Origin of the sequence: Dorea phocaeensis, from assembly GCF_900240315.1 — a bacterium.
In the GTDB taxonomy this organism is placed as follows: domain Bacteria; phylum Bacillota; class Clostridia; order Lachnospirales; family Lachnospiraceae; genus Dorea_B; species Dorea_B phocaeensis.
In genome coordinates this window covers 436,266-458,840 of record NZ_OEPZ01000001.1, presented here as the reverse complement: position 1 = coordinate 458,840, position 22,575 = coordinate 436,266, and the positions used below count along the sequence as shown (strand labels likewise).

Below are 22,575 nucleotides of genomic sequence, written 5' to 3'. Positions count from 1 at the left end.
GTGATTATTTGAGTAATACTAGGAAAATGCCGCAGCGCAAATGTGTCGGATGCCAGGAGATGAAGAATAAAAAAGAGTTGATCCGGGTGATTCGGACAGCGGAAGGAGAATTCCTTTTGGATGCTACCGGAAAGAAAAACGGAAGAGGGGCCTATCTGTGTCCGTCTCGTGAGTGTTTTCAGAAGGCGGTAAAAAGCAGAGGACTGGAGCGTTCTTTTAAACAGGCGATTCCGAAGGAAGTCTACGACGCATTGGAAAAGGAGATGGAAGCACTTGAAACAGAATAGAATCCTTTCCCTGGTGAGCCTGGCCACAAAAGCAGGCAAGACAGTCAGCGGAGAGTTCTGCACGGAAAAAGAGGTGAAATCCGGGCGGGCAGCACTGGTCATTGTGGCAGGAGATGCATCGGATAATACAAAGAAAAAATTTAGAAATATGTGTGAGTTCTACCAGGTTCCAATCCGGTTTTTGGAGGATAAGGATACCCTGGGTCATGCGATGGGGAAACAGTTTCGGGCATCACTGGCGATATTGGATCAGGGATTCGCAGATGGAATCTGCAGACAACTAGACGCAGAAGGTCATACAATTGCATAGAGGAGGTAGTAATATGTCAAAAATAAAAGTATATGAGCTGGCAAAGGAACTGGATGTGCCAAGTAAAGACGTCCTGGAGTTCCTTGGCAGCAACAATATAGAGGTGAAAAATCATATGAGTACACTGGAAGAAGCAGATGCCAAGAAAGTACGAGCAGCAATGGGAGGCGCTTCCAAAGGTGACGATGAGAAAGAAGCAAAAGAGGCACCGAAGAAGAAAAATATTGTGCACGTGTTCCGTCCGCAGAATACACAGAATGGAAATAAGCCGGGAAGAAGAACAGGCGGGAACAGACGAAGTGCGCAGCAGGGCCGCCCAATGCAGGTTAATAACGGACGCCCGTCTAAAGCGGCAGCGCTGGCAAAAGAGGAGAAAGAAGTGGTGAAACGTCCAATTACAGAAAAACCGGCAGAGAAACCGGTAGTAGAAAAGCCGGCAGAAAAACCAGTTGAAAAGCCGATTGAAAAAGCAGCCGCACCAAAGCGCGCAGAAGCTCAGAGACCAGCAGCGGAGAAACGCCCGGAGCGGGAAGACAGAAGACCGGCGCGTGAGGACGACAGACGTCAGAACCGCAGTGGAGAGAGACGTTCCGAGCGTCCACAGGAGAATAAAGGTGATGACAGACGCCAGGGACGCGGCGGTGACAGACGCTCTGACAGACCGCAGGGAGCAAGAGGAGAAGGAAGAAACGAAGGCCGCAGAGGCAGCGACAGAAGAGATGGTCGTGATAACCGCGATAACAGAAGAAATGGTGACAGACCGGATAACAGACGCGGCAGCGACAGAAGAGACAATAAGATTCCAGCACCTGCTTTGGAAGGTCAGAAGCCACAGAGAAGCAAAGGTAAGGGAAAAGACGAGTATAAGAAGAAAGATTACCGACGCGAGGAAGAAGAAGGAACAATGATCAAAGGCGGCAAGAAGAAAAATGATCAGAAGCCGCAGATGCAGAAGCCACAGCCAAAAGAGCAGAAGCAGGAAGAGGAAATTAAGTCCATTATTGTTCCGGAAGTTCTGACGATCAAAGAACTGGCAGACAAGATGAAGATTGTTCCGTCTGTGATTGTAAAGAAACTCTTTATGCAGGGTAAAATTGTAACGGTAAATCAGGAAATTGATTATGAGACTGCAGAAGAGATTGCACTGGAATTTGATGTTCTCTGTGAGAAGGAAGAGGTTGTAGACGTCATTGAAGAGCTGCTCAAAGAGGAAGAAGAGGATGAGAAGAAAATGAAGAAGCGTCCTCCGGTTGTATGTGTTATGGGACACGTTGACCATGGAAAGACCTCTCTTCTTGATGCAATCCGTCATACCAATGTAATTGTTGGCGAGGCAGGAGGAATTACGCAGCATATCGGAGCATCTGTAGTAGAGGCCAATGGTGAGAAGATTACCTTCCTTGATACACCGGGACATGAAGCGTTTACAGCTATGAGACTTAGAGGTGCGCAGTCTACTGATATTGCGATCCTTGTGGTAGCGGCAGACGATGGTGTGATGCCGCAGACGGTAGAGGCGATCAACCATGCGAAGGCGGCAGGGGTTGAAATTATTGTCGCAGTGAATAAGATTGATAAGCCAAGTGCCAATGTTGAACGTGTAAAGCAGGAGCTTACCGAGTACGAACTGATTTCAGAAGACTGGGGTGGAAGTACGATCTTCGTACCAGTGTCAGCAAAGACAGGAGAAGGAATCGAAGATTTGATGGAAATGATCCTTCTGACAGCAGAAGTACTGGAGTTAAAGGCAAATCCAAACAGACGTGCAAGAGGATTGGTTTTGGAAGCGCAGCTTGATAAAGGACGTGGTTCTGTGGCAACGGTGCTGGTACAGAAGGGAACGCTCCGCGTAGGAGACGCTATTGCGGCAGGTTCCGCTCACGGAAAAGTACGTGCCATGATGGATGATAAGGGAAGACGTGTGAAAGAAGCAGGTCCATCCATGCCGGTAGAGATTCTGGGATTAAATGATGTTCCAAATGCTGGTGAAGTATTCGTCGGATGCGCGAATGATAAAGAAGCAAGAAACTTTGCAGAGACATTTATTTCTCAGGGTAAAGTGAAGCTGTTAGAAGAGACGAAATCCAAGTTGTCTCTGGATGATCTGTTTACTCAGATTCAGGAAGGAAACTTAAAAGAACTTGGTATTGTAGTAAAAGCAGACGTACAGGGATCTGTAGAAGCGATGAAACAAAGTCTTCTGAAACTGTCCAACGAAGAGGTGGTAGTGAAGATTATCCACGGAGGTGTCGGCGCCATCAATGAATCTGACGTCAGTCTGGCATCTGCATCCAATGCGATCATTATTGGATTCAATGTCCGTCCGGATGCAACAGCAAAAGAGACGGCAGACCGGGAAGGTGTAGATATTCGTCTGTACCGCGTAATTTACAGCGCAATTGAGGATGTTGAGGCAGCCATGAAGGGAATGTTAGATCCGGTATTTGAAGAAAAAGTGCTGGGACACGCAGAAGTGCGTCAGACCTTCAAGGCATCCGGAGTAGGAACGATTGCCGGTTCTTATGTACAGGATGGTACTTTTGAGAGAGATTGTTCCGTGCGGATTACCCGTGATGGCATCGTGATCTTTGAAGGACCTCTTGCGTCTCTGAAACGATTTAAAGATGATGTAAAAGAAGTAAGAGCAGGATATGAGTGTGGATTTGTATTTGCCAACTTTAACGATGTCAAAGAAGGCGACCTGGTAGAAGCATTCAAGATGGTTGAGATCCCAAGATAAGGGATCTGAAACCTCCTGCAGGCTGGAGGGATAGAAGCGATGAGAAAACGAAGTATTAAGAATACTAGAGTAAATATGGAGGTACAGCGGGAGTTAAGCAATATCATTCGCGGTGGGATCAAGGATCCCCGCGTGGCTCCCTGGACCTCAGTGGTAGCAGCGGAAGTTGCGCCGGATCTGAAGACATGTAAGGTCTATATCAGTGTGCTTGGGGACGAACATGCACAGTCTGAGACCGTGAAAGGATTGAAAAGTGCGGAAGGATATATCCGCCGGGAATTGGCGCATAACTTAAATATGCGCAATACGCCGGAACTGACCTTTGTACTGGATCAGTCGATTGAATATGGTGTTCAGATGTCAAAGAAGATTGAAGAGGTAACGGGCAATGACTCTGAATAAGGAAATGCTAAAAGGCCTGGTTGCCGAAGGGAAGAAGATTGCAATTGGCGGACACGTAAGACCGGACGGGGACTGTGTAGGTTCCACTATGGGATTGTTCCAGTATCTGTTAGAACAGTATCCGGAGAAAGAAGTGGACGTATATCTGGAAGAGATTCCGGAGAGTTTCGGTTTCCTTTCGGCAACACAGAGGATCCGGCATGAGATAACAGAAGAGACTGTGTACGACCTTTTCTTCTGCCTGGATTGTGGAAGTCTGGATCGACTGGGCTTTTCTGCACCTTTGTTTGAACAGGCAAAGCAGACGGTATGTATTGATCATCATATCAGCAATACCGCCTTTGCAGATGTGAATTATGTGGTGGCAGATGCAAGTTCTACGTCAGAGTTGGTGTATCAGCTTCTGGAGGAAGAGAACGTGTCTCTTCTGACAGCAGAAGCGTTGTATATGGGAATTGTCCATGATACGGGTGTGTTCCAGTACAGCTGTACATCCCCTAAGACCCTTCGGATGGTAGCATCCCTTTTGGAGAAGGGGGTAGACGGGCCGCGGATTATTCAGGATACGTTTTATGAGAAAAGCTATGCGCAGAACCAGATTTTGGGTCGGGCGCTTTTAGAGAGTATTCTTTTTATGGATGGACGCTGCATTGCGTCTTATGTTACCCAAGAGGAAATGGAATTCTATGGTGTGACACCTAAGGATCTTGATGGAATTGTCAGTCAGCTTCGAGTGACCAAAGGGATAGAGGTGGCAGTTTTTCTGTATGAGCTGGAATCTCATGTGTATAAAGTAAGCCTTCGGTCTAAGAACGAGACGGACGTCAGAAAAGTGGCGCAGTATTTTGGAGGCGGCGGTCATAAGAAAGCGGCTGGAGTTACCATGAAAGGAACCCCGCATGATGTGCTGAACAATCTGGCGAAGCAGCTGGAAATTCAATTGGATCTGTGCAGGGATGATACGAAAGAGACAGGAGAACAATAGTCAATGATACACGGAATCATCAATGTGTATAAAGAAAAGGGATATACTTCCCATGATGTGGTTGCAAAGCTTCGTGGAATATTAGGACAGAAGAAGATTGGACACACCGGAACTTTGGATCCAGATGCAGAAGGTGTTCTGCCGGTCTGCCTGGGAAAGGGGACCAGGCTTTGTGAGCTTCTGACAGACAAGGATAAGGTCTATGAAACGGTGCTTCTTCTTGGGCAGACAACTGACACCCAGGATGTCAGCGGAGAAGTGCTGAACACCGGAAGTACACAGCATCTGACAAATAATGAAGTGTGCAAGGCGGTGGAAAGTTTCGTGGGTCCGTATCTGCAGATACCACCCATGTATTCTGCCTTGAAGGTCAATGGGAAAAAGCTGTATGAGCTTGCCAGAGAAGGAAAGACGGTGGAGCGTAAAGCGCGCCCGGTAGAGATCAAAGGAATTCAGATTTTAGAAGTAGCTCTTCCGAGAGTCCGTATGGAAGTGGAATGTTCTAAGGGAACTTATATCCGGACTTTGTGCCATGATATTGGCGAAAAGCTTGGGTGCGGAGGGTGTATGGAATCGCTGGTTCGCACCAGAGTGGAAAGATTTCTGATAAAAGACAGCCTTCGGCTGGAAGAGATTGAACGACTGAAGAAGGAAGATCAAATTTTGGAAGCGGTCATACCGGTGGATCAGATGTTCACGTCTTACAAGGCGGCAGTGGTAAAGAACCGCTGGATGGCGCTTGCCAAAAATGGAAATGTCCTTCCGTATCAGGCGGTGACGGTGAAAGACGAGCCTCTTGCCGATCAGGAGAAGATCCGTCTATACGATGAAGAGGGGCAATTTATTGCGCTTTACAAATGGGAAGAAAAGCGAAGAGAATATCAGATTAAGAAGATGTTTTTTAATTCATAGAAGGGGAAGATATGCAATACATCAATTGGCTGTCCCACTACAAGGACGACAGAAGATCAGCAGTGACCTTCGGAAAATTTGACGGTCTTCACCGAGGGCATCAAATGCTGGTGGAGAAAGTACGGGAATTGGGAAATGCAAATAAAATCAACAGTGTGGTGTGTTCTTTTGATATGCGTCCACTGTATTTAAGAAAAGGAATTCATCCGCAGATGCTGATGACGGGACAGGAGCGCTATAAACACCTGGATGGGCTTGTAGACTATCTGGTGGAGTGCCCCTTTACCGAGAAATTCAGCGGACTTGGCGCGGAAGAATTTATCCGGGATATTATTTGCGATTTGTTCCATGCGTCTTATGTGGTGGTAGGAACAGATTTCCGATTTGGATTCGGGAAAAAGGGTGATATTAAGATGCTTGCGTCTTATGCAGAGACCTTCGGATATGAATTGATTGTGATTGAGAAAGAACGTTACCACAATCGGGAGATCAGTAGTACCTACGCAAAAGAAATGTTAAAAGAAGGAAAGATGGAAGTGGTGTCTGATCTTTTGGGCTATCCGTATGAACTGACGGGAGTGGTGGAGCACGGGAAGAAGCTGGGAAGACGGCTTGGATTTCCAACCTTTAATGTGGTTTGGCCAGAAGATAAGATGGCTCCTCCCTACGGTGTTTATCTAAGTGAGGTGAGCGTAGACGGCAGAACGTATGGAGGGATTTCCAATGTGGGAGTAAAACCGACAGTCACTGAGGAAAATCATTTGCTGATCGAGACATTTCTGTTTGGATACAGTGAAGATGCATATGGAAAAGAGGTTACGGTCAGACTTTTGCACTATCGGAGACCTGAGCAGAAGTTTGACAGCATAGAAGAGATGAAAGCATGCATAGAGGAAGACATTTTATACGGAAAACATTTCTTCGGAATGGAGAAGTAAAGGAGAAAAGAAGATGAGTGTCACTACGTTTTTTTTGCTGCTTGGCGGGCTGGGACTATTCTTGTACGGCATGAAGCTGATGAGTGAAGGGCTGGAAAAAGCCGCTGGCGCAAAGATGAGGGGGATTTTGGAGTTTTTTACGAAAAACCGCTTTGTTGGAATGTTGGTGGGAATTTTATTTACAGCAGTAGTTCAGTCTTCTAGCGCTACGACGGTAATGGTAGTCAGCTTTGTAAATTCAGGGCTGATGAACCTGCTGCAGGCATCAGGGGTTATCCTGGGCGCGAATATTGGTACCACAGTAACCGGTCAGCTGATTGCGTTTAATCTATCGGATATTGCACCGCTGTTTGTCATCAGTGGTGTGGTGATGGTTATGTTCTGTAAGAAGCTGAATGTGAAGAAGATCGGAGAAGTGGTGCTGGGATTTGGAATTTTGTTCATGGGACTTAGCATTATGGGAGACGCGATGACGACGATCAAGGAATCGCCGCATATTGTGGAACTCTTAAAGGCAATGAAAAACCCATTTGCAGCTATTTTTGTGGGATTTTTGATTACGGCTGTTCTGCAGAGTTCTTCCGCAACGGTTGGAATTATTATTTTGATGGCATCCCAGGGACTTCTTGCATTTACCATCTGTCCGTTTTTGGTACTGGGTTGTAACATTGGTTCCTGTGTATCCGCTCTTCTTGCCAGCTTAGGCGGAAAAAAGGACGCCAAACGTGCAGCCATGATTCATTTTCTGTTCAATGTCATTGGATCGGCAATTACGTTTGCAATCCTGTTAGTTGCATTGAATCCGATTACGGATACCGTGATGCATATGTCAGGAGATAATCCGGCGCGGGCAGTTGCCAATATTCATACCATGATGAAAGTATTTGAAGTTCTGATTCTGTTCCCATTCATGGGCTGGATTGTAAAGGCTACGTATAAAGTGGTTCCGGGAAGTGACCGCACTACAGAAGATGCGTTTGAATTGAAATACATTGGAGACGGGGCGATTATTGCACCGACAACAGCAGTATTTGACAGTATCCATGAGATTGTGCATATGGGAAAGGTTGCCATTGAAAATCTGAAAAACGCCATGGATGCTCTCTGTGACCTGAATGAGGAAAAGATACATGAGGTCTATGGAACGGAAAAATACATTAACTTTATGAACCACAAGATTACGGATTATCTGGTGCGGGTGAATGAGTTGGAGCTTCCTCTCGCGGATGGAAGACTTCTCGGAGGATTGTTCCATGTAGTTAATGATATTGAACGAATCGGAGATCATGCAGAAAATTTGGCGGATTCTGCCAAAGAGCGTATGGAAGGACAGATTCCTTTGAGTGACAAGGCAAAAGGGCAGCTTCAGAAAATGATGGACAAAGTAGTGAAAATTCTGGAGTATTCCTTAGAAATGTTCAGCAACCGCAGTCACGAACACATGCAGGAGATTCTGAAGCTGGAAGATGAGATCGATGATATGGAAAAGCATCTTCAGCGCGTTCACGTAAAGCGGCTTACAAAGAATAAATGTACGCCGGAAGCGGGAATGATTTTTTCTGATACCGTATCAGGGCTGGAGCGTGTGGCGGATCATGCGACGAATATTGCGTTCGCCATTTTGGAGCCGGATGAAGGAATGGAAGAGGATGAAGAAGTATAGAAATATTCCTTTACAATCCGTAAACATTATGCTATACTAGTCCGGTATGAATAGCCGATGTTCGGTAACAGGATTCTCCAACCGTTACTTAATATTTGGCGTTTAACAAAGAATATAGGAGGAAAACAAAATGATCACGAAAGAAATGAAAGAACAGATCGTAAAAGATTACGGCAGAACAGCCGGAGACACAGGTTCACCGGAGGTTCAGATTGCAATTCTGACAGCAAGAATCAATGATCTGACAGATCACTTCAAGGCAAATCCAAAGGATCACCACTCCAGAAGAGGACTTCTGAAAATGGTAGGACAGAGAAGAGGACTTCTTGCATACCTGAAGGAGACAGATATCGAGAGATATCGTACACTGATCGAAAGACTTGGATTACGTAAGTAATCAACACAGGTAAAATCTACAGACACACAACACAACAATAAGGTTCCCGACTGTTTTGCAGTTTGGGAACTTTTTTTAGGCAAGATAATTGAGAAATTTTTGACAATTAGATTGATTAAAAACTGGAATTTAGTAGTGGAACATCTGTTGGTTGTATGCTATAATATAAAAGATTGTGGGCAGTCGTTTTATTCCGAGACCACTGAAAAGAATATTTGTATAAGATTTAAGAAAGGCAAGTGTGTTTTTCAGTAGTTTCGGTATGGACTGATTCACTGGTAATATGAAAAAAAGGAGAGCAAATATGTACAAGAAATTTGAGATGGAACTGGCCGGAAGAACACTGCGTATTGATGTAGACAGAGTGGCAAAGCAGGCGAACGGCGCTGTTCTGATGCACTATGGTGATACAACTGTATTATGTACAGCGACGGCTTCCGAGAAGCCAAGAGAGGGCATTGATTTCTTCCCATTAAGTGTAGAATACAATGAGAGATTATATTCTGTAGGTAAGATTCCTGGAGGATTTAACAAGAGAGAGGGAAAAGCGTCCGAGAATGCAATTCTGACCTGTCGTGTAATCGACCGCCCGATGCGTCCGCTGTTCCCGAAGGATTATCGTAATGATGTAACCCTGGAGAACCTGGTATTATCCGTAGATCAGGATTGTTCCCCAGAGCTGACAGCGATGCTGGGAGCTGCAATTGCAACCAGTATTTCAGATATTCCGTTTGATGGACCGATTTCTACTACACAGGTTGGTCTGGTTGACGGAGAATTTGTATTCAACCCGACGGCTGCGCAGAAGGAAGCTTCTGATATGGCTCTGACGGTTGCGTCAACCAAAGAAAAAGTAATTATGATCGAAGCAGGAGCTAACGAAGTTCCGGAGCGGCAGATGATTGATGCGATTTTTGCGGCTCACGAACTGAACCAGCAGGTGATTGCATTTATCGATACGATCGTTGCAGAATGCGGAAAAGAAAAACATGCTTACGAAAGCTGTGCAGTGCCGGAAGAATTATTCGAGGCGATCAAAGAGATCGTTCCGCCGGCAGCAATGGAAGAAGCAGTATTTACGGATGAGAAGCAGGTAAGAGAAGAAAATATCCGCCAGATTACGGAGAAACTGGAAGAAGCTTTTGCAGAAAAAGAAGAGTGGCTTGCAGTTCTTGGTGAAGCCGTATATCAGTATCAGAAGAAGACGGTTCGCAAGATGATCTTAAAAGATCACAAGCGTCCGGATGGAAGAGCGATTGACCAGATCAGACCGCTGGCAGCGGAGACGGATCTGATTCCAAGAGTTCACGGATCTGCAATGTTTACCCGTGGACAGACACAGATTTGTACAATCACAACACTGGCTCCGCTTGCAGAAGCGCAGAGACTGGATGGACTGGACGAGTCCGAGACATCCAAGAGATATATGCACCACTACAACTTCCCGTCTTACTCTGTGGGAGAGACAAGGCCTTCCAGAGGACCGGGACGTCGTGAGATTGGTCACGGAGCGCTTGCAGAACGTGCGCTGGTACCAGTGCTCCCAAGCGAGAGCGAGTTCCCATATGCGATTCGTACGGTATCTGAGACTTTCGAGTCCAATGGTTCTACATCACAGGCAAGTATCTGTGCATCTTCTATGTCACTGATGGCTGCCGGTGTGCCGATTAAAGCAGCAGTTGCAGGTATTTCCGCTGGTCTGGTGACAGGTGATACGGATGATGATTATCTGGTACTTACAGATATTCAGGGACTGGAAGACTTCTTCGGAGATATGGACTTTAAGGTTGCTGGTACCCACAAGGGTATTACAGCGATCCAGATGGATATTAAGATTCATGGTTTGACAAGACCAATTATCGAAGAGGCAATTGCAGCAACCAAGAAAGCAAGAACCTATATCCTGGACGAGGTAATGAACAAGACAATTGGCGAGCCAAGACCGGAAGTGGGCGAATTTGCACCAAAGATTATTCAGATGCAGATCGATCCTCAGAAGATCGGAGACGTAGTAGGACAGCGTGGTAAGACGATCAATGCGATCATCGAGCAGACGGGTGTGAAGATTGATATCACAGACGATGGAAACGTATCCATCTGTGGAACAGAAGCTTCTGCAATGGAAGAAGCACGCAAGCTGATCACGATTATTGTGACAGATTTTGAAGCTGGACAGGTACTGGAAGGAAGGGTTGTCAGCATCAAAGAGTTTGGCGCGTTCTTAGAATTTGCTCCTGGCAAAGAAGGAATGGTTCATATTTCTAAGATTTCCAAGGAGAGAATCAACCATGTAGAAGACGTTCTGACGCTGGGAGATGTTGTCAAGGTTGTTTGTCTTGGAAAAGATAAGATGGGCAGAATCTCATTCAGCATGAAAGATGTGGCAGAATAAAATTCAGAATCATATGAGCATATTTAAGAGGCGCAGGAGAAATCCTGCGCCTCTTGATATATAAATGTTCTTTTTTGATCCATAACTTACGGTTAATTTTCTTGAATAGAAATTAATAACCCGTCAATTGTGTATCTTTCTGGTAAATGCTATAGTAAACTTACAAAATGCATTTTGAAATTTGATTAGGAGAGCAGATTGCGATGAAAATTCAAGAGATTATCAGACAGAAACGATTGGAGAAAGGCCTTACTCAGGAGCAGCTTGCGGAGCGTCTGGGAGTGACGGCTCCGGCGGTAAATAAGTGGGAGAAGGGCGTCTCTTACCCGGAGATTACGCTGCTTCCTGTATTGGCAAGATTGTTGGGAACGGATTTGAATACCCTGCTTTCTTTTCGGGAAGATTTAACCCGTGAAGAAGTAGAAGAGATAGTAGGAGAGATTAGAAGACGATCGGAGCAAATGAGTTTTGAGGAAGCTTATGCTTATGGAATGGAGAAGGTAACAGAGTTCCCCAATTCCTATTCCCTGCTCTTAAATGTTGGAGTGATCTTAGAAGGTGTGCTTCTTATGGAGGAAGATGTAAAATCAAAGTACGCTCGTGAACGCAAAGAGATCGAGAACTTGTATCAAAGGGCACTTGCCAGTCCGGAAGAAGGGATTGCAAACCAGGCAAAGGTGATGCTGATTTCTGCATATCGGGAAAGAAAAGAGTATGAGAAGGCGCAGGAGCTGATCGATACGCTCCCGGATGCGAGCTTTGTTGATAAAACACAAGTGCAGATCAGTACATGGATTGCACAGAAAAAATACGAAGATGCAGGGCGGCTTGCGGAACAGCAAATGACTAAAATAATAGGGGATGTCTATGGAACGCTTTTGACGCTGATGGAGCTTGCCATGAAAGAGGGGCGTATCGAAGATGCCAAAAAGATTGGAGAAATCTATAAGAAGACGGCCATGCAGTTTGAAATGTGGGAGTATGGATGGTATGTGGGAGATATTCAGCTATACAGCTCACTGGAAGATTGGGATAAATTTTTAGAGACGCTGGAGCTTATGCTTTTGTCGCTTAAGAAAGAGTGGAGTCTGAGTGGCTCAGTTGTTTTTCACTATACGGATGTTGATAGATCTTCGAAGAAAGAAGAAGGGAAGGAAATGGGTCCGATGCTGAGGGATATGATTTTAAATGGAATCTATTCCGACCAGGAGACGGCGTTTTTAAAAGATGATCCGAGGTTTCTGGAGATGCTGGAACGAGTGGGAAAATAAAATACAATGAGATTTTGCACAGATTTTACAAGGATCTGTGCTTTTTGAAATTATGGGGAGTTTTTTGTGTGCATAAATCAATAGTCGTCGCATATATTGAGTTAAAGAGGTGGACAAAGATGCATAAGAATCAGATTGCAAGGGTTTTGCCGGGACGAATCCTAAGGATGCTGGAAAAGGAACATTTGGAATATGAATATCTGCAGGAAATCCGGTTCCGTACAGGTCGTCCGCTGCTTTTTATCTATCGCGGCGAAGAGCGGACGGTAAGAAACGATCATGGCAACCCCTATCAGGTGACAGAAGAGGATGTGCGTGAAATGGTGGATTATATCAGCCATTACTCGCTGTATGCGTACGAGCAGGAGATGAAACAGGGATTTATTACGGTAGAAGGAGGACATAGAATCGGAATGGCAGGACAGGCGATTATGGAAAATGGAAGGGTAAAGAATTTGAAATATATTTCTTCGATTCATGTAAGGCTGTCGCATGAAGTGATCGGGTGCGCAGATCAGGTATTCCCCTATATTACGGGGAACCGGGAACTGTATCATACGCTGATTGTGTCACCGCCCGGATGTGGAAAGACAACCCTTTTAAGAGATATGATCCGCCAGATTTCCGATGGAAACCGCTGGGTGAAGGGAATGACAACGGGTGTGGTAGATGAGCGCTCAGAGATCGGCGGATGTTACCGGGGATTGCAGCAGAATGATCTGGGGATGAGGACGGATGTGCTGGATGGCTGCTCTAAGGCGGAGGGAATGATTATGATGATCCGTTCCATGGGGCCGCAGGTGTTAGCAGTAGATGAAATCGGGCTTGCAGAGGATGTACATGCAGTTGAGTATGCGATGCACTGCGGCTGCCGGATGCTGGCCACTGCCCATGCCGGATCCATGGAAGAATTAAGAAGACGACCCTTGTTCGCACAGATGGTGAAGGAAGGGCGGTTTGATCGGTATATCCTGTTGGGCAACAGTCGCCGTGTAGGACAGGTTGAAGGCATTTTTGATGGACGTGGAACGCTTTTGTATCGGGAAAAGGAGTATGCATAAGCATGGTGGCAAAGGTATTGGGAGCTGTGCTGGTGGTAGGGGCAGCGTCTATGGCTGGCATTACAGCGGCAGATCACATCAAAGAGAAGTATCAGAACCTTCAGGAGCTGCAGAGAATCTGTTGTCAGCTAAAGAGTGAGATCCGGTATTCCAGATCCTATCTGGAGGAAGCGTTTCTTCATATTGCAGGTACGGCCAAAGAGCCGTATAAAGAATGGCTTTCTTTTCTGGCAAGTCAGATGGAAGAGCGAAGAGACGGAAGCTTTAAGAAACTTTGGGAGACTTCAGTACATACCTGCCTTCTTGGAAAAGGCCTGGAGAGGACGACCCTTCAGAAATTAAAGGATTTGGGACATCAGCTGGGAACGGCAGATGTAGAACTACAGGTACAGACCCTGGATCTTTATTTAGAAGACCTTCGTCTGACGGCAGAAGAACTCAGAGAGACGATGAAGACGAAGGTTCGGCTGTATCGATGTCTGGGGATTATGGGCGGAGTCTTTGTTATGATTCTGCTGATGTAGAAGAAAGATATGGGAGAAAAGAGACAGGGGAAAACAGGAGGGAAACATGAGTGTAAATCTGATATTTAAGATTGCAGCAGTGGGGATACTGGTTTCAGTATTAAGTCAGGTCTTAAAACACAGCGGGCGGGAAGAGCAGGCATTTTTGACCAGTCTTGCGGGGCTTCTTTTGGTGTTATTCTGGATTGTGCCGCTGATCTATGATCTCTTTGAATCCATTCGGAATCTGTTTTCTCTGTAGTGGAATATGCGCGAAAGTGAAATAAAAGGGGGCGGGAGAATGGAGATGGTACAGGTTGCGGTTCTGGGAGTGGCAGGAACCCTTCTGGCAGTTCAATTTAAGAATGAAAAGCCAGAGTACGGAATCTATATCAGTCTGGCAATTGGTATTCTGTTGTTATTTGCAGTGCTTGACAGGCTGGATGTCCTCCTTGATGCACTTGGACTGATTCGTTCTTATATGCGGGCAGATACGATTTATATGGGGACTCTGATGAAGATGCTTGGAATCACCTATGTATCTGAATTCGCATCAGGCCTCTGTAAGGAGGCGGGACATCAAAGTATCGCATCTCAGATTGAGTTGTTTGGGAAACTGGCAATTTTGGCGCTTGGAATCCCGGTGTTGGCGGCGCTTCTTACGACGATTGAGGAGTTCCTGGCATGAGCGGGCGAAAATACTGCACCGTTCTTCTTCTGCTGCTCTTTTTTGCAGGAGCGTCCTTGAAAGTGGAAGCTTATGAGGAGGAAAGAAGTCCGGAGATGGAAGAGATGTTAACTCAATTTGATTTTAGCAAGATGGATCAATCACTTTCGGAACTGTTTCCGGAAGAAAAGCTTCGGTTTCAGGATGTACTGGATCTTGTGCTGTCGGGAGAACAGGAGCTAAGCGGCAGCCTTGTGAACCGTCTGATCAAAGATCAGGTGGGGTATGCTTATCGTTCCTGCCGGGATAATCTCATCCACATTCTGGTCATTGCCCTGGTGGCAGCAGTGTTTCATCAGCTGGCAGGTGCTTTAAAAAGCACGCAGATTGCAGAAATTGGCTTTTATGTATTGTATTTGCTTTTGGTTGCCCTGTCTTTGAATTCCTTTGGTGTTGTGGTGGAATGGGCAGCGGAAAGTCTGGAAGATCTGACCGGGTTCATGGGAGTGTTTTGTCCGCTTTATTTTCTGGCGGTTACCATTGCGAAGGGAAGCGTGACATCTGCGGCCTTTTATCAGATCGTACTGTTCTTGATTTTTCTGGTAGAAGTGTTGATCGCAAAGGTTCTGCTGCCGTTGATTCATGTCTATATGATGATGAACATTCTGAATCATTTATCAAATGAGGCGTATTTAAGCCGGTTTTCAAAGCTGATTGAGACGGTGGTTTCCTGGGCGCTTAAGACACTTCTTGCATGTGTGGTGGGAATCAATGTGATTCAAGGGATGATAAGCCCGGCCATCGATTCGGTCAAGCAAAGTGTAATTACCAGAGGAGCCGAAGCGATTCCGGGAGTGGGAGATGCACTTGGCGGAATGGCAGAGGTGGCTCTTGGAACGGCTGTACTGATCAAAAATGGAATGGGAATGGCAGGAGCTGTATTTTGTATTCTGATTTGCCTGGTTCCGATTATTCAGACCGCTTTGCTTGCATTCTTATATCAGCTGGCGGCAGCGGTAATCCAGCCGGTATGTGATCCAAGGATTGCCGGATGTATCGAGTCTGTCAGTGAGGGGTGCCGTCTGATGCTGAAGGTGATATCGACAACGGCACTTCTGTTTTTGCTGACCATCGCAATCGTAACGGCAGTGACCAGTATGGGATAGAAGAAGATATCTGGAGATAGGGGGAGAAAGGTGTTTGAAGGTATTTATGAATGGCTGAAGGATCTGGCTTATTATGTAATTCTGGTAACGGCGCTTTTTCATATGATTCCGGGAGAGGTATGGGGGAAATATATTCGTTTTTTTACGGGACTTGTCATGGTTGTACTCTTGCTGTCTCCCATTCTTCAATTATTTCAGGAGAAGGATCCGCTACAGCTGATGGAACACTATGAACAGGGAATGAAAGATTGGGAAAGCTGGAAGCCGGGGCAGGGAAAAGCAGGAGAACAGCAGCATATTTCAATCCAGGAAATTTCGGAAGATTCAGAAGATATCATAGAAGTGGAGGAAATTAGGATTGGAGAGGAAGGGACAGAGGCATTGGAGTAAGATAGACTTAGAGAAATTGCGCCATATGCGGAAAGATCAGCTTTTGATTTTTTTTCTTGTGGGAGTGCTGCTTCTGGTGATTGCACTTCCTTCGGGGACGAAAGAAAAGGAGAAAGATTCTAGGCATAGTGAGATTGACGGGGAAGAAGCGGTGGGAACCCAGGCGGAAGAACAGGACTATGCCCGTTATCTGGAACGGCGGCTAGAAGAGACCCTTTCCCAGTTAGATGGAGCGGGGAATGTTCGGGTTATGGTAACACTTCAGTCTTCGGCACAGAAGATTGTTGAGAAAGATACGCAGGGAGAAAGGGATGCGATAACGGAAGAAGACAGTCAGGGAGGCAGAAGAACTTCAGAAAATACCAGTCATCAGGAGACTACCGTGTATGAAGGAATGGGAGAAAAAAGTCAGGAACCTTATGTAAGCAAAGAGCTTACGCCGCGGGTAGAAGGAGTGGTAGTTCTGGCAGAAGGAGGAGAAAATGCTTTGGTCAAAAGGAATATAACAGAAGCAATCCAGGCATTATTTGGCATAGACACGCATAAGATTAGAATCATGAAGAAGAATGAAACGATGTAAAAGCAGGAGGGCAAACAGTGAAACGGATATTGAAAAAGAATCAGATGATGATTGCAGCGTTGGCGGTAATGATTGCAGCGGCAGGTTACCTGAATTATTCGGGAAAGATCTTCCCAAAGGAGAAGAAAGCACAGGAGACAGGGGCGGAACTTGCCAATCAGGAGTTATTAGATATCTCGGAAGAAGATCTGGAAGCAAATGCCTCAACGGATATTGAAAGTCAGGATAAGACAGGAGAAGATGGAAGCGTAGAAGGAACGCCGGGGGAAGCGGTTTTAACCAGCGGAACTGCAAATGCAGTAGTTGCAGAAGCGAAGGTGACCAGGGAACAGGTACGGGCGAAGAATAAGGAGACGCTTCAGCAAATCATTGACAGTGAGAACTTGAGTGAAGAACAGAAGCAAGACGCCGTAAATCAAATGGTTGCGATGACAGATTTGGCAGAAAAAGAGGTGGCGGCAGAGACGATGCTGGCATCCAAGGGATTTAGCGAGGCAGTGGTGAGCCTGACACAGGACGGTGCAGATGTAGTTGTGAATGCGGCGGAGTTAAGTGATGCTAACCGTGCGCAGATTGAGGACATTATTACGAGAAAGACTGGAATTGCAGCGCAGAACATCGTGATTACACCGGTGCATGCAGAAGGACGGTAAATTTGACAGAATAGCGAATTTTTGTTAAATTTTTTATAAGTGTAACTACAGAAGATGGATAGAGGGTACAAATGTATGGAAATTTTAAGGGCAGCAGGATTAAAGAAGTATTATCATACGGATACTTATGAGGTACATGCGCTTGATGGAATTGATCTTTCTGTAGAGGAAGGAGAATTTCTGGCCATTATAGGGACATCAGGAAGTGGTAAAAGTACGCTTTTGAATCTGCTTGGTGGATTGGATGTGCCGACAGAAGGCGGCGTCTGGATCAGAGGAGAGAGCTTAAGAGATATGGAGGAAGAGGAGCGGACCATTTTCCGGCGAAGAAATATTGGGTTTGTATTTCAGCAGTATAATCTGATTCCTGTCATTAATATTTATGAGAATTTGGTTCTGCCGCTTCGGCTGGATGGAGCGGATTTAGATGAAGAGTTGTTGAAAGAGGTGACAGAACAGCTTCAGATTCAGGAATTGCTGGAACGGCTTCCGCAGACGTTGTCCGGTGGCCAGCAGCAAAGAGCGGCAATTGCAAGAGCGCTGATTAGCAAACCGGCGATTCTTCTGTGTGATGAGCCGACTGGCAGCCTGGATTCCGGGAACAGCAGGGAGGTAATCCGGTTGTTACAGACCTGCGCAAAGCGTTTTCATCAGACGGTGCTGTTGGTTACGCATCAGGAAGAGCTTGCGAAAATGGCAGATCGTGTTATTCGGATTACAGATGGAAAGGCGAAGGAGAGCGTGGTATGAGAAGAGAGAAACAAAGCCGCAGCCTTTCTGAGATCCGAATGCTTGCAAAGGCGTATGCAAAGGAGAATAAAGGAAGGAACTATTTATTGTTCCTGGCAGCAGTTATTTTTGTGGTTGCCTTTACTCTGATCTTTGGAATTGCAGATGGGAAGATAAAGGCAGAATATGAAAAAGCAATGCGGGATGCAGGAACCGAAGCTACCGTATGTATTCAAGATGCGGATCAGACTCAGTATCATGTAGCTGAGTCTCTTTCGTATGTAAAGGCGGCAGGAAGAAGCGCTGGTATTGGAGGTGCGGACTGGAACGAGACACCGGTCTGCGGAATTCGCGTGCTGGATCAGACGGCATGGGAGGAGATGATTGCTCCGGCTTGTCTGGAAGTTTTCGGGAAATATCCAAGAGGGAAACAGGAGATTATGATGCCGGTAGAAGCGTTGGAACGCATGGGGATTACACAGCCGAAGCAGGGGATGGAGATCTCCCTTACCGTGGATGTATCCTTATTTCGATCAGAGCAGGATACCTTTCACTTAAGTGGATGGTATACGAGCGCGGCCAAAGATGTGGGAAACAGATCTGTAGGCTACATATCAGAAGTAAAGTATCGGGAGTGGGGATACGATTTGGAGGAAAAAGCAGAACTCTGGCTGAAGACATCTAAGTATATGGGGTGGCGAAAGACAGAGGAACGGCTATATCAAGATCTTCCCGTCAATCAGACAGAGCCTGGAGTGATGCTGGAAATTAAGGCACAGAACCCATATGCGTACAGCGCTGTTAATGAATTGATCGGAGGATACGAACTGGCGGTTCTCGGAGCCTTGGTTATTGTGACAGGGCTTTTCTTCTTGATTTATAATGTTATGCAAATTTCTATGGCAGGGGATATTCGGCAGATGGGACTTTTGCATACATTAGGAATGACAAAAAGACAGATTAGAAGTGTCTACTTCCAACAGATTTTCAAGGCTCTGATTCCAGGAGTCCTGGCAGGTACGGCGCTTTCTATATTCTTATTAAAGGTTTGTATTCCAAGATTTTTGGAAAAATCCTATCTGGCGCATTATGGGGAAGTGGACAGAATAGACCTCTTTTCTCCCTTCCTTTTGCTTTTCGCAGTTCTGTTGGTAGCGGCAGTAACGCTTATAGCATCGGGAATAGTCATTCATAAAGTGGTGAGAATGTCTTGTGTGGACAGCCTTGTGTATACACATTCTAAAAAGGTAAGGTTGGGAGAAAAGAGAAAAAGAAAATGGAAAAAGCGCGGTGTGGCAGGAGAACTTGTTTATATGGCATGGAGGAATATTACTAGATACCAAAGTCGTTTTTGGATGACGGTGCTTTCTCTTTTCCTGGGGATGCAGACCTTCCTTTGTGCCATTGTGATTATCAATGGAGCCGACTATATTCATGTAATAGAGAATCGCCCGGATGTCCTGATTGCCGGAGAATTCAGCGAAGGAGGACAAAAACTGGGTTACGGAATCGAATATCGCTCAAGAGATGCCGGGGAAGATCCAATGGAAACCAAAGGGGATCATTTTGAATTATTATATTCCAATGATTATGATGAATTTTCACCCATTTCGTCAAAGCTAAAAGAAGAACTTTTGAACCTTCCGGAAGTCGATAAAGAGAAGTCCTATGTAATGGAAGGAGCGTATCTACTGTCAACAACTTCCAGAAAAGGTGTGTCGCCTATGGATGATCATTACTCGAAAAATCAGAAAGAAAAAGAAGGAACCGGGTATGATTTTGATTCTGCTATGGTAGAAAGTGTCGCTGCGGATGTGATACAGATTTTAACACAAGAGGAATTAAAGAGTTTGAAATCCTATGTAGAAAAACAGGATCTTCCGATTGATCTAAGAGCATTGGAAGAGGGAAAAGGCGCCATCATTCTCCATGATCACAGACTGTCTAAAGAACAAGAAGAACTGGCGAAGGAAAGTGTAGGAGAACCCTTGTATTTTACTGCCATGTGGTCAAAGGAAGAACGGGAGAAATGGCTGGCGAAGACGCAGGAAGAACGGGAACAGGAAGGAGAGGCGGAAGAAAGCAGGCGAAGAGGAATGGCATCAGAACCTTTGAATTTGGCGGGGTATTTGGACAATCGGGCTGAGGGGGTTCCACCCCTTAAGCAGACCTGGCATGGATCGGAAGGAAGTATTTATTATCTGATGAGCGAAAAAGGAGCAGAGAAACTTCCGACGAAGAAGAAAACGCTTTATATGGAATTGAACGCAAAGGAAGGTCAGGAAGAAGAATTAGAGGCGCAGGTTCAAGAGCTTTTAGAAGAAGAGAATCAAAGGAAGGAGCAGAAGGTGATTCTGGGAATGGATGGAACAGAAACAAAGGAAGCAGGTGTATTCTGTATCTGTAAATCAGAGCTTCTGGCAAAGGCTTCTTCGTATATTGAGGGAAACAGACTCGTGTTAGGCTGTATCAGCCTTCTTCTTTTGGCAGCAGGATTTACGAATTATTGTAATGTTTGTATGACAGGAATCCTGGAAAGAAGAAAAGAGCTAAAGACGATGCGAAGTCTGGGGATGACAAAAAGGCAGATGTGGAAAATGCTGATGCTGGAAGGCGGCTTTTATGTTTTGATCGTAATCGGTCTGGTTTTGTCAGTTGGAAATGTGGTGCTTGCTTTGATCTGCAGGTACATGGAAGGAAAGTTATCGTATTTTACAGCTGAATATCCATATCGGTGGCTGATTTTCCTGGGTGCGGGAATGCTGCTTCTTAGCGAAGGGATTCTGTTTTTCATGTTTGGGAGAAAGAAGCAGGTTGCAAAAGAAGATTTGCATTGAGGAATGCTGCAGGGTATGGTATACTGACTAATGGTTTTGAAAACGGGTATAATTAGATATTAGGAGTGTATAACAGATGTCACAGATAAAGAATGAAGTGAAAGATCAGATAAAAAAGAGACGGACTTTTGCCATTATTTCCCATCCGGATGCCGGTAAGACGACGCTGACAGAGAAGTTCCTTCTGTATGGAGGGGCGATTAATCAGGCGGGAAGCGTCAAGGGAAAGGCAACAGCAAAGCATGCGGTATCCGACTGGATGGAGATTGAGAAGGAGAGAGGAATCTCTGTTACATCTTCCGTGCTGCAGTTTAACTATGACGGTTACTGTATTAATATTCTGGATACTCCGGGGCATCAGGACTTCTCGGAAGATACCTACCGTACGTTGATGGCGGCGGATTCTGCTGTAATGGTGATCGATGCATCCAAGGGTGTGGAGGCGCAGACCAGAAAGCTTTTTAAGGTATGTACGATGCGGCATATCCCGATCTTTACATTTATAAATAAGATGGACCGGGAAGCGATGGATACCTTTGAACTGTTGGATGATATTGAAAATGAATTGGGGATTGCGACATGTCCGATCAACTGGCCGATTGGATCAGGAAAGGACTTTAGAGGAGTCTATGACCGGGAAACGAAGAAGGTGGAGCTGTTCTCGGATACGAAGAAGGGAACGACCCAGGGCGAAGTAAAAAAGGTGGATATCAATGATCCTGAGATTTCATGGCTTATTAGTGATTCCCAGAAGCTGCAGTTAGAAGAAGAAATTGAACTGCAGGATGGGGCAGGTGCAGAGTTTGATCAGGAACTGGTAAGTAAAGGTGAATTATCCCCGGTATTTTTCGGATCAGCGCTTACCAATTTTGGTGTGGAGACGTTTCTTCAGCATTTCCTGAAGATGACATCTTCTCCGCTTCCAAGAAAATCGGATCAGGGAGAAATCAGCCCTATGGAGGAAGGAGACTTCTCCGCATTTGTATTCAAGATTCAGGCAAATATGAATAAAGCACACCGGGATCGAATTGCATTTATGAGAATCTGTTCCGGAGAATTTGAGGCAGGGATGGATGTGTTCCATATTCAGGGCGGTAAGAAGGTACGCCTTTCCCAGCCGCAGCAGATGATGGCAAGTGAGAGAAAGATGATTGAGAAGGCTTATGGCGGTGACATCATCGGCGTCTTTGATCCGGGAATTTTCTCCATTGGAGATACGTTGACCACTTCGCCGGATAAATTTGTCTACGAAGGAATTCCGACTTTCGCACCGGAGCATTTTGCACGTGTGCGCCAGGTGGATACTATGAAGAGAAAGCAGTTTATCAAGGGCATCAACCAGATTGCACAGGAAGGTGCGATTCAGATTTTCCAGGAATATAATACGGGTATGGAAGAAATTATCGTTGGCGTAGTTGGTGTGCTTCAGTTCGATGTGCTGAAATATCGTCTGGAGAACGAATACAACGTAGAGATCCGCATGGATAGTCTTCCATATGAATATATTCGCTGGATTGAGAATCCGGAAATCGATCTTGACAAGCTTTCTGGTACTTCTGATATGAAGAAAGTGAAGGATCTGAAAGGGCGTCCGCTTCTTCTGTTTGTGAATGAATGGAGCATTCGCATGACTCAGGAAAGGAATGAAGGGCTGGAACTGGCTGAATTTGGAAGATAAGGACTTTCCAAATC

At 45.6% G+C, this 22,575-nt stretch carries 22 protein-coding genes; all 22 read left to right on the top strand.

Annotation, left to right across the window (positions count from 1 at the left end; all coding sequences use genetic code 11):
• Positions 1-26 precede the first annotated feature (26 nt).
• The 22 genes from rnpM to C0979_RS02020 all read left to right on the top strand — a co-directional run bounded on the left by rnpM (position 27) and on the right by C0979_RS02020 (position 22,561).
• On the top strand, positions 27-287 hold the full coding sequence (gene rnpM, locus C0979_RS02125; protein WP_274602418.1) for an RNase P modulator RnpM: 261 nt from the start codon (positions 27-29) through the stop codon (positions 285-287).
• Positions 274-597 (top strand): L7Ae/L30e/S12e/Gadd45 family ribosomal protein, encoded by a 324-nt coding sequence (locus tag C0979_RS02120; protein ID WP_101694416.1) that lies wholly within the window; start codon positions 274-276, stop codon positions 595-597. Before rnpM ends, C0979_RS02120 begins: the two co-directional genes overlap by 14 nt.
• A gap of 13 nt (positions 598-610) precedes the next feature.
• Positions 611-3,337 carry a translation initiation factor IF-2 gene (gene infB / locus C0979_RS02115; RefSeq protein ID WP_101694415.1) on the top strand — a complete coding sequence of 909 codons (2,727 nt, stop codon included), beginning with the start codon at positions 611-613 and terminating at the stop codon, positions 3,335-3,337.
• Positions 3,338-3,376: 39 nt separating this feature from the next.
• Complete coding sequence (gene rbfA, locus C0979_RS02110; protein ID WP_101694414.1) at positions 3,377-3,739, top strand: 30S ribosome-binding factor RbfA; 363 nt, start codon at positions 3,377-3,379, stop codon at positions 3,737-3,739.
• Entirely contained in the window at positions 3,726-4,724 is a 999-nt protein-coding gene (locus tag C0979_RS02105; RefSeq protein ID WP_330403415.1) for a DHH family phosphoesterase, read from the top strand. Before rbfA ends, C0979_RS02105 begins: the two co-directional genes overlap by 14 nt.
• Positions 4,725-4,727: 3 nt before the next feature.
• Positions 4,728-5,636, top strand: coding sequence for a tRNA pseudouridine(55) synthase TruB (truB, locus tag C0979_RS02100; RefSeq protein WP_101694413.1), 909 nt, complete (start codon positions 4,728-4,730; stop codon positions 5,634-5,636).
• An 11-nt stretch (positions 5,637-5,647) separates the two neighbouring features.
• A complete protein-coding gene (locus C0979_RS02095; RefSeq protein ID WP_101694412.1) occupies positions 5,648-6,574 on the top strand; it encodes a bifunctional riboflavin kinase/FAD synthetase in 927 nt (308 codons plus the stop codon).
• Between the two features lie 13 nt (positions 6,575-6,587).
• A complete protein-coding gene (locus C0979_RS02090) occupies positions 6,588-8,237 on the top strand; it encodes a Na/Pi cotransporter family protein (RefSeq protein ID WP_101694411.1) in 1,650 nt (549 codons plus the stop codon).
• 130 nt (positions 8,238-8,367) lie between these two features.
• Positions 8,368-8,634 carry a 30S ribosomal protein S15 gene (rpsO, locus tag C0979_RS02085; protein WP_101694410.1) on the top strand — a complete coding sequence of 89 codons (267 nt, stop codon included), beginning with the start codon at positions 8,368-8,370 and terminating at the stop codon, positions 8,632-8,634.
• A gap of 304 nt (positions 8,635-8,938) precedes the next feature.
• On the top strand, positions 8,939-11,026 hold the full coding sequence (locus C0979_RS02080) for a polyribonucleotide nucleotidyltransferase (RefSeq protein WP_101694409.1): 2,088 nt from the start codon (positions 8,939-8,941) through the stop codon (positions 11,024-11,026).
• A gap of 203 nt (positions 11,027-11,229) precedes the next feature.
• Positions 11,230-12,297, top strand: a complete 1,068-nt coding sequence (locus C0979_RS02075) for a helix-turn-helix domain-containing protein (RefSeq protein WP_101694408.1) — start codon at positions 11,230-11,232, stop codon at positions 12,295-12,297.
• Positions 12,298-12,416: 119 nt separating this feature from the next.
• A complete protein-coding gene (spoIIIAA, locus tag C0979_RS02070; RefSeq protein ID WP_101694407.1) occupies positions 12,417-13,358 on the top strand; it encodes a stage III sporulation protein AA in 942 nt (313 codons plus the stop codon).
• Positions 13,359-13,360: 2 nt separating this feature from the next.
• Positions 13,361-13,882 (top strand): stage III sporulation protein AB, encoded by a 522-nt coding sequence (locus tag C0979_RS02065; protein ID WP_101694406.1) that lies wholly within the window; start codon positions 13,361-13,363, stop codon positions 13,880-13,882.
• Between the two features lie 46 nt (positions 13,883-13,928).
• The gene (spoIIIAC, locus tag C0979_RS02060; RefSeq protein WP_101694405.1) at positions 13,929-14,123 is read left to right on the top strand and encodes a stage III sporulation protein AC; all 195 of its coding nucleotides are present in this window, start codon (positions 13,929-13,931) and stop codon (positions 14,121-14,123) included.
• A 39-nt stretch (positions 14,124-14,162) separates the two neighbouring features.
• Positions 14,163-14,549 carry a stage III sporulation AC/AD family protein gene (locus C0979_RS02055; RefSeq protein ID WP_101694404.1) on the top strand — a complete coding sequence of 129 codons (387 nt, stop codon included), beginning with the start codon at positions 14,163-14,165 and terminating at the stop codon, positions 14,547-14,549.
• Positions 14,546-15,694, top strand: a complete 1,149-nt coding sequence (locus C0979_RS02050; protein WP_101694403.1) for a stage III sporulation protein AE — start codon at positions 14,546-14,548, stop codon at positions 15,692-15,694. Before C0979_RS02055 ends, C0979_RS02050 begins: the two co-directional genes overlap by 4 nt.
• Before the next feature lie 30 nt (positions 15,695-15,724).
• Positions 15,725-16,084, top strand: coding sequence for a stage III sporulation protein AF (locus tag C0979_RS02045; RefSeq protein ID WP_101694402.1), 360 nt, complete (start codon positions 15,725-15,727; stop codon positions 16,082-16,084).
• A gap of 25 nt (positions 16,085-16,109) precedes the next feature.
• Complete coding sequence (locus tag C0979_RS02040) at positions 16,110-16,664, top strand: SpoIIIAG-related protein (protein WP_101694401.1); 555 nt, start codon at positions 16,110-16,112, stop codon at positions 16,662-16,664.
• Between the two features lie 17 nt (positions 16,665-16,681).
• Positions 16,682-17,317, top strand: a complete 636-nt coding sequence (locus C0979_RS02035; RefSeq protein WP_101694400.1) for a SpoIIIAH-like family protein — start codon at positions 16,682-16,684, stop codon at positions 17,315-17,317.
• A gap of 75 nt (positions 17,318-17,392) precedes the next feature.
• Positions 17,393-18,067 carry an ABC transporter ATP-binding protein gene (locus C0979_RS02030; protein WP_101694399.1) on the top strand — a complete coding sequence of 225 codons (675 nt, stop codon included), beginning with the start codon at positions 17,393-17,395 and terminating at the stop codon, positions 18,065-18,067.
• Positions 18,064-20,883 (top strand): FtsX-like permease family protein, encoded by a 2,820-nt coding sequence (locus C0979_RS02025; RefSeq protein WP_101694398.1) that lies wholly within the window; start codon positions 18,064-18,066, stop codon positions 20,881-20,883. Before C0979_RS02030 ends, C0979_RS02025 begins: the two co-directional genes overlap by 4 nt.
• 76 nt (positions 20,884-20,959) lie before the next feature.
• A complete protein-coding gene (locus C0979_RS02020) occupies positions 20,960-22,561 on the top strand; it encodes a peptide chain release factor 3 (RefSeq protein ID WP_101694397.1) in 1,602 nt (533 codons plus the stop codon).
• The last annotated feature ends 14 nt before the right edge of the window (positions 22,562-22,575 follow it).